Consider the following 7,632-nt stretch of genomic DNA (forward strand, 5'->3'; position numbering starts at 1 on the left):
ATTGTCCAAGTTCGTTCATTTCGGATCTGTTCATTGACCCATTACGCTGCCGTGACTTGCTCCCACCAACCGATCAAGCGGATAGCCTCTTCACGGCTGCCGCCGCACACCTCGATGTCGGCTTCGAACGCCGAGCACACCGCCGGACGCTCCGGCTGGCCGAAGATCCGGCACAGGTTATCGACCGACAGTTGCACACAACGTTCTCCCGCCGGTTTGCCTTGGGGCATGCCAGGGATAGCTGAGCTGATGGAAGGGGCGATGCAACAGGCGCCACAGCCTTCACGGCACTTCATGACGACAACATCCTCGCGGCGGGTAATGATGAGTAACAGAAGACAGAGTAACGGCTAAAACACTCGTTTTAAATTACCGTCTGCGTGTTTTTTTACCGTTGACCAAATGACCGAACGGTCAGCGACGAGCTGCATGTCCAGTGGAAGGCTTACTGCTTGAATTCGAAATCCAGCGCTGCGCCTTCCACCTCGTTACGCTCCTGATTGCGCAGCGGCAGTTGCATTTCATTGCTCAACAACCGGCCATTGAGCTGAAACGGTCCAGGTTTATCTCCGAACATGGACGGCAAGAGCGGTTCGCGCTTGAGCGGCGCAACCTTACCCGGTGGCTCCAACTGCTCGACCATGTCATGGGGCAGGCTCAGGTCCAGCTTGGCCGGCGGCAATGGAGTCTTGGCGACCTCATGGGCGGATTTGCTCTTGGAAGCAATGGGCGCACGCTTTTTTTTCTTCGTCGCAGTCGCCTTTTTAGCGGAAGGCTTCTTGGCCACTGCGGTTTTTTTCGGCGCATTCTTCGTGGCATTGATGGCCGGTTTTTCCTGCGCCGGAGCCGCCACGACGACGCTTCCCATTTGGAAGACACTGAACAGGCCGATCAAAATCCAGGCAACAGGAACATTGGCTTTCATAGACACAACGGTACTGACGGCAGAAAACCCCATGCTCGCCTGATAATGAGGCGCTGACAAGCACATCAAGCTAAACCGCTGATTTCTATAGGAGCCCGTTGGCCGTTTCTTGGCACAATTGAGTCGCCAACAACCCTAGCGTCATCAAGGCCCGCTCTGCCTCACGGTTCCAGGGGGTACCGCAGTTCAAGCGGATGCAGTGATTGAACTGCTCGGTGTTACTGAAAATCAGCCCTGGCGCGATACTGATGCCTTGTTGCAGCGCCCGTACATGCAACTCCTGGGTATTGACCCGTCCCGGCAGGCTGACCCACAGGATGAAACCGCCGTTGGGACGGCTCATTTGCGTGCCTTCGGGGAAGTGCTGTTGCACCGCCAGCTGAAAGGCGCTGAGGTTCTTGCGGTACTCCTGGCGGATATAGCGCAGGTGCCGGTCATAGCCGCCGTTTTCCAGGTAGGCGGCAATGCCCATCTGCGTAACGCTGCACGCCGAGTGAGTGCTGAAGGTCTGGAGCCGCTGGATTTCCTGCTGGAATTTCCCCGCGATCATCCAACCGATGCGCACACCCGGCGACAATGTCTTGGAAAAGCTCGAACAGTAGATGACCCGGTCCAGCCGATCGTAGGCCTTGAGGGCCTTGGTGCGCCCCTGCTCGAACATCAGCTCGCCATAGATATCGTCCTCGACGATCTGGATGTCGAAGTCCGACGCCAGGCGCAGCAGTTGCTTTTGCCGCTCCTCGGGCATGGTGCCGCCGAGGGGATTGCTCAAGCGCGTGGTCAATACCAGCGCCTTGATCGACCACTGGTTGGCCGCCAACTGCAAGGCCTCCAGGCTCATGCCGGTGACCGGATCGCTGGGGATCTCGATGACCTTGAGGCCCAACAGATCCGCCAGTTGCAGCAAGCCGTAATAGGTCGGCGACTCGGCGGCGATCAAGTCCCCCGGCCGCGTCAGCACCCGCAAGGACATCTGTAGCGCATCGACGCAGCCGTGGGTGATCACCACCTCGGAAGGGTCCACCACGACACCGGCATCGCGCATGCGAATCGCCACCTGGCGCCGCAACGGCTCGAAGCCCGGGCTGAACATGTAGCTGAACGCCCGTGGGCTGTGGAAGCGCGTGACCTTGGCCAACTGCTGATGCAAGGCCCGGACAGGCAGGTACTCGACACTCGGCACCGCCGCGCCCAGGGGGAACACCCCTTCGCGGCGCGACTCGACCAATACCTGCTGGATGATGCTGCTGCGCGTCACCAGGCCCGGGCGCTCTACCCGGGCAATGTCCGGCGTCGGTGCCGTCAGGGCCGGTGTCTGGTGCACGTAGTAGCCCGATTGCGGCCGTGCGCGAATCAGCCCCTGATCTTCAAGGTTCGCGTAGGCCTGCAACACCGTGGCGTGGCTGACGTTGAGCTGCGAGCTCATCTTGCGCACCGAAGGCACGCGTTCACCGGGCTGATACACACCGCGCCGGATGTCTTCAGCCAGCTGTTGAGCAATACGTTGATAGAGCAGGAGGTTAGTCATGACGCAGCACTCGATTTCACGGGCATTTTATTCTTGTGGGAAACGATACCGGAACAGTTTAGAAGTGTACTGGGACAGTTGCCAGATTACTCGACAGTACAGTGGAGTGACAGCTCTAACTGTACTCATCGCGCATCGATTGCAGGGCCAAAAAAACCCGGCGCCTTCTACAGGGGCCGGGCTTTCCAGTGACGCAACCCTTAGCGGGCGGCGCCGAGCTGGCCTTTTTCGTCGGAGAACACAATTTCAACGCGACGGTTCTGTGCCCGGCCCCGCTCGGTAGCGTTGACGTCCACCGGGTACTCATCACCGTAGCCTTCGACCTGGATGCGCTTTTCATCGATCCCCAGGTCCACCAGCACATCCGCAACCGACTGTGCGCGGTCTCGGGACAACTTGAGGTTTTCCTGCTTGCCGCCCGTGCTGTCGGTGTACCCCTCGATACGCACCACGCGCTTGGGATTGAGCTGCAAGAACTGCACAATCTTGAGCACCACCCGGTTGGCCGAATTCTTCAGTTCCGCTTCGCCGGTGTCGAACAGCACGTCGCCCAGGGTCATTACCAGGCCGCGATCGGTCTGGGTGGTCGCCATCGCCATGATCTGTTCTTCGAGCCATTTGCCCTGCTGCTGCACACTCAGCAACTTGGATTCGCGCAGGGCCAGCTGCAGGCGCTGGCGCTCCAGTTCGAGCTTCGCCGCGCGCTCTTCGTTGAGCACCTGATTGCTGTGCTCCCGGGCGATCGCACTGTAGCGCTGGCTCAGGTAGGCGTAATGCTGCACATCCTCGCCGCTGCCCCAGTAGCTGGACAAGCGATCGGCACGGGCCAGGGATTCACCGGCGCGGATCACGTCCCGGGGCGCGGCACGCAATACGTTGGCGTCTTCCTTGACCTTCTGGAAATCGGTGCTGGCCTGCTCGAGCGCCGCTTCGCTGCGTTGGCCGGCGCAACCATACAAGCTGGCCAGGCCGGCGAGGACCAGACCGCCCAATACGTGGGAGTGCTTCATTGGGCGTCCTCCCTCAGCTGTTTGCGCAAGCGCTTGATGCGGGTGTCGAGCACGTTCAGTTGCTCCTGGCTCTTGAGGGTCAGCACCTTCGCTTCGGCCAGGCGGGCGTCGAGTTCAGCCTGTTCGGCCCGCATGCGCGCCTTCTTGTAGGACTCGTCGGCCATGTTGGATTTGGCGCGGGCGAATTTTTCTTCAGCCAGTTTCAATTCGGGCACTTCGTCGGCAGTAGCGCCAACGGCCCGGGCTTGCTGCAGTGCCTGTTCGGTCAGGCGGATCTGTTCATTCGGCGCCGGATCGGCTGCGCAGCCCGCCAGAGCCAGAACGGCCAGGGCAGCGAAAAGAGGTCGAATAGTCACTAATGTTCCCTACTGTTTTGGGGCACTGACAGGTGGCTGCAACTGTGTTTTCCAGCGCTCGAGATTGCGCTGCAACACAGCCTCCGTCAGACCGGACGCGGCCAATTCTGTCATCTTTTGCGCCAGCTGTCCGCGTAACCATGGGTCGTTGCAGGCGGAGTTATGGGAAACCGCGAGGAACAGCCCGGGTCTGTCCACCGGTTGCGGTGCGGCTTGCAGGTCGTTGGCCATGCCCAGTGTCTGCGCCATCGCCAGGCCCGAATAGCGACCCGCCAGGACATATTCCACCTCTCCCAGCAGCAATTTCTGAAAAGCCTGGGTCAGGTTGGGCGTGCGCACCAAGGTTAATTTCTGCTCAGCAAAAACGCCAAATCCCTGGGTCATACGAGCCTTTTCCGACAGGGCCCCGGAATGTCCTTGGAGGTCTTCGGGTTGATTGATGACCAGTGCCGAATCCTTGCGGGTCCAGACCAGGTAATCGTTTTCCAGCAAGGGCGGGTGGACGTAGTCCAGCGCTTCAAGCCCCGTACTGGTCAGTGGCGCATCGGTGAGCAGGTCCATGCGCCCACTGCGCACTTCGTCCAGTGCCTGGGCACGCTTGCCAGCGTAAAGCAGCTCGATCTTGATCCCCAGTTCGCCCGCCACTTGCGCCAGCAGGTCTGCGCCAGCGCCGATCAGGTGCTTGGGGTCCTGAGGGTCTTGCCAGAGGTAAGGCGGCGCGTCCGGGCTGCCGGTGGCGATCAGCCGTTCACATTTGCCGGCGGCGACAGACAGGCCCGGCATGACCGCCAATGTCCATAGCAACGACCAGCCGGTCAAACGACGCAGATCCATGGCGATACGCTCCCCTTGCAGCGAAACAATCAGTGCGGAAAATAAAAAGCCCGGCCAAAGGGCCGGGCTCTTTATAAGTGAAGACGCCGGATTAGACCAGCTTCTCCAGCTCAGGGATGGCTTCGAACAGATCCGCTACCAGGCCATAGTCGGCCACTTGGAAGATCGGCGCTTCTTCGTCCTTGTTGATCGCTACGATCACCTTGGAGTCCTTCATGCCGGCCAGGTGCTGGATCGCGCCGGAAATACCGACGGCGATGTACAGCTGTGGCGCAACGATCTTGCCGGTCTGGCCGACCTGCATGTCGTTGGGCACGAAACCTGCGTCGACCGCCGCGCGGGAAGCGCCGACAGCAGCACCCAGCTTGTCGGCCAGGGCGTACAGGTGCTTGAAGTTGTCACCGTTCTGCATGCCACGGCCGCCGGAAACGACGATCTTGGCAGCGGTCAGTTCAGGACGATCGGACTTGGCCAGTTCTTCGTTGACGAAGCTGGAGATCCCGGCGTCGTGGGCAGCCCCGACGGCTTCGATGGCAGCCGAGCCACCTTCGGCGGCAACCGGGTCGAAACCGGTGGCGCGGACGGTGATGACCTTGACCGATGCGGTCGATTGCACGGTGGCAATGGCGTTACCGGCGTAGATCGGACGCTTGAAGGTGTCGGCGCTTTCGACCGAGATGATCTCGGAGATCTGGTCGACGTCCAGCGCAGCGGCGACGCGTGGCAGGATGTTTTTGCCGTTGGAAGTGGCGGCCGCCAGGATGTGGCTGTAACCCTTGCCCAGCTCGGCTACCAGCGGCGCAATGTTCTCTGGCAACTGGTGTGCGTAGGCGGCGTTGTCGGCCGACAGCACTTTTGCCACGCCCGCGATTTTCGCAGCGGCTTCGGCAACGGCGCTTGCGCCCTGCCCGGCCACCAGGACGTGCACATCGCCACCGATTTTGGCGGCAGCAGCAACGGTGTTCAGCGTGGCCGGAGCCAGCGCGTTGTTATCGTGTTCGGCGATTACCAAGATAGTCATGTTTAGATTACCTTCGCTTCGTTTTTCAGTTTCTCGACCAGTTCAGCCACCGACTTGACCTTGATGCCCGCGCTACGTGCAGCCGGCGCTTCGACTTTGAGGGTCTTGTTGGTGGAGGCGGTGGAAACGCCCAAAGCGTCAGGCGTCAGCACTTCAAGCGGCTTCTTCTTGGCTTTCATGATGTTTGGCAGGGACGCGTAGCGCGGCTCGTTCAAACGCAGGTCGGTGGTGACGATGGCCGGCAGTTTCAGGGAAACGGTCTGCGCGCCGCCGTCGATCTCGCGAGTCACAGCAACGCTGTCGCCGGACACTTCGACTTTGGACGCGAAGGTGCCCTGGCCGTAGCCGCTCAATGCCGCGAGCATCTGGCCGGTCTGGTTGTTGTCGCTGTCGATGGCTTGCTTGCCGAGGATCACCAGCGATGGCTGTTCCTTGTCGACAACGGCCTTGAGCAGCTTGGCCACGGCCAGGGAAGTCAGGTCTTCGGCGGATTCGACGAGGATGGCGCGATCGGCACCCAGTGCCAGCGCGGTGCGCAGTTGTTCCTGGGCGGTGGTCGGGCCGATGGAGACGACGACGATTTCCGTTGCCACGCCTTTCTCTTTCAGGCGTACGGCTTCTTCCACGGCGATCTCGCAGAAAGGGTTCATCGACATCTTGACGTTGGCGAGGTCGACGCCGGAGTTGTCCGCCTTGACGCGAACCTTGACGTTATAGTCGACCACTCGTTTGACAGCTACAAGAACCTTCATGGATTCCTCGTTACTCTCCGGTGAAAAAAAGTCGCCTAGGCGAACCTGGCGGTTGATGCTCATGGGCGCAAGGGCACCTCTAAAAACGCCGGCATGAACTACACATGACCCTGCTCACGGGAGTGAAGACCATTCGTCAGTGATGACCGATGGGTCATTCATTATCGCGGCGTGTAAACTGCGCCTCGGAACCGCGCAATACGTCACTTTGTGCTGCCTTCGCCCTGTCTTTAGAGGTGCTCTTGAAACCAACAGTCAGCCTACGGCGAGCGCAAAACCGCCCGTATCTTGACCGGAACACCTATTCCGGTCAATACGGCAAAATGGTCAGTCATAAGCCGTACGTCAGTGATTTATCTGGGCTGCGGCAATTTCAAACAAACGTTTGTATTGGACCCTGAGAGTGGTGTAGATATAATGCGCCGCTTAAGAGAGACCCGCGGTTCATCCATTGTCGCTTTCGTCGCTTTTCGCGAAGGAAACAACGGATGCGACGCCAAACCTCCAATTAGAAAAACTGTGAGCCTTGAGTAGGAGATAGCCTGTGGAACGCGAATACATGGAATTCGACGTGGTCATCGTCGGTGCCGGCCCCGCTGGCCTGTCTGCCGCTTGCCGACTGAAACAGAAGGCCGCCGAAGCCGGTAAGGAAATCAGCGTCTGCGTGGTCGAAAAAGGTTCCGAAGTCGGTGCGCACATCCTCTCCGGCGCGGTGTTCGAGCCCCGCGCCCTGAACGAACTGTTCCCGGACTGGAAAGAACTCGGCGCACCGCTGAATACGCCCGTCAAACGCGATGACATTTATGTCCTGAGAAACGCCGAGGCCGCGAGCAAAATCCCTGACTTCTTCGTGCCCAAGACCATGCACAACGAAGGCAACTATATTATTTCCCTGGGCAACCTGTGCCGCTGGCTGGCCCAGCAGGCCGAGAACCTGGGTGTGGAAATCTACCCGGGCTTCGCCGCCCAGCAAGCGCTGTTCGACGAAAACGGCGTGGTGCGCGGAATCATCACCGGCGACCTGGGTGTCGACCGCGAAGGCAAGCCGAAGGAAGGCCTCTACACCCCCGGCATGGAATTGCGTGGCAAATACACGCTGTTCGCCGAAGGCTGCCGTGGTCACATCGGCAAGCAGTTGATCAAGCGCTTCAACCTGGACAGCGAGGCCGACGCCCAGCACTACGGCATCGGCCTGAAGGAAATCTG

9 protein-coding genes are annotated in these 7,632 nt (G+C 59.9%); 1 reads left to right on the forward strand and 8 read right to left on the reverse strand.

Annotated features, from left to right (window positions below):
- Positions 1-41: 41 nt before the first annotated feature.
- From BLU85_RS26520 to BLU85_RS26555, 8 genes are all read right to left on the reverse strand, one after another.
- Entirely contained in the window at positions 42-296 is a 255-nt protein-coding gene (locus tag BLU85_RS26520; protein WP_092204674.1) for a YkgJ family cysteine cluster protein, read from the reverse strand.
- 149 nt (positions 297-445) lie between these two features.
- Positions 446-925 carry a translation initiation factor 2 gene (locus BLU85_RS26525; protein ID WP_092204673.1) on the reverse strand — a complete coding sequence of 160 codons (480 nt, stop codon included), beginning with the start codon at positions 923-925 and terminating at the stop codon, positions 446-448.
- Positions 926-1,010: 85 nt separating this feature from the next.
- Positions 1,011-2,453 (reverse strand): aminotransferase-like domain-containing protein, encoded by a 1,443-nt coding sequence (locus BLU85_RS26530; protein WP_092204672.1) that lies wholly within the window; start codon positions 2,451-2,453, stop codon positions 1,011-1,013.
- A gap of 200 nt (positions 2,454-2,653) precedes the next feature.
- Positions 2,654-3,463, reverse strand: a complete 810-nt coding sequence (locus tag BLU85_RS26535; RefSeq protein WP_092204671.1) for an OmpA family protein — start codon at positions 3,461-3,463, stop codon at positions 2,654-2,656.
- Complete coding sequence (locus tag BLU85_RS26540; RefSeq protein WP_072406275.1) at positions 3,460-3,819, reverse strand: DUF4398 domain-containing protein; 360 nt, start codon at positions 3,817-3,819, stop codon at positions 3,460-3,462. Before BLU85_RS26540 ends, BLU85_RS26535 begins: the two co-directional genes overlap by 4 nt.
- Positions 3,820-3,828: 9 nt before the next feature.
- Positions 3,829-4,653, reverse strand: coding sequence for a substrate-binding periplasmic protein (locus BLU85_RS26545; protein ID WP_092204670.1), 825 nt, complete (start codon positions 4,651-4,653; stop codon positions 3,829-3,831).
- 91 nt (positions 4,654-4,744) lie between these two features.
- On the reverse strand, positions 4,745-5,674 hold the full coding sequence (locus tag BLU85_RS26550) for an electron transfer flavoprotein subunit alpha/FixB family protein (protein ID WP_092204669.1): 930 nt from the start codon (positions 5,672-5,674) through the stop codon (positions 4,745-4,747).
- A gap of 2 nt (positions 5,675-5,676) precedes the next feature.
- Entirely contained in the window at positions 5,677-6,426 is a 750-nt protein-coding gene (locus BLU85_RS26555) for an electron transfer flavoprotein subunit beta/FixA family protein (RefSeq protein WP_014339477.1), read from the reverse strand.
- 544 nt (positions 6,427-6,970) lie between these two features.
- On the opposite strand from BLU85_RS26555, the gene BLU85_RS26560 reads away from it, so the two are divergent.
- The coding region (locus BLU85_RS26560) for an NAD(P)/FAD-dependent oxidoreductase (protein WP_139212816.1) at positions 6,971-7,632 on the forward strand (662 nt) is incomplete at its 3' end.

Origin of the sequence: Pseudomonas sp. NFACC14 (assembly GCF_900106885.1) — a bacterium.
In the GTDB taxonomy this organism is placed as follows: Bacteria; Pseudomonadota; Gammaproteobacteria; order Pseudomonadales; family Pseudomonadaceae; genus Aquipseudomonas; species Aquipseudomonas fluorescens_AA.

What these genes read in the sequence shown, in the direction of transcription:
- BLU85_RS26520 (WP_092204674.1), bottom strand. Translation starts at nt 296, where the DNA reads ATGAAGTGCCGTGAAGGCTGTGGCGCCTGTTGCATCGCCCCTTCCATC.
- BLU85_RS26525 (WP_092204673.1), bottom strand. Translation starts at nt 925, where the DNA reads ATGAAAGCCAATGTTCCTGTTGCCTGGATTTTGATCGGCCTGTTCAGT.
- BLU85_RS26530 (WP_092204672.1), bottom strand. Translation starts at nt 2,453, where the DNA reads ATGACTAACCTCCTGCTCTATCAACGTATTGCTCAACAGCTGGCTGAA.
- BLU85_RS26535 (WP_092204671.1), bottom strand. Translation starts at nt 3,463, where the DNA reads ATGAAGCACTCCCACGTATTGGGCGGTCTGGTCCTCGCCGGCCTGGCC.
- BLU85_RS26545 (WP_092204670.1), bottom strand. Translation starts at nt 4,653, where the DNA reads ATGGATCTGCGTCGTTTGACCGGCTGGTCGTTGCTATGGACATTGGCG.
- BLU85_RS26550 (WP_092204669.1), bottom strand. Translation starts at nt 5,674, where the DNA reads ATGACTATCTTGGTAATCGCCGAACACGATAACAACGCGCTGGCTCCG.
- BLU85_RS26555 (WP_014339477.1), bottom strand. Translation starts at nt 6,426, where the DNA reads ATGAAGGTTCTTGTAGCTGTCAAACGAGTGGTCGACTATAACGTCAAG.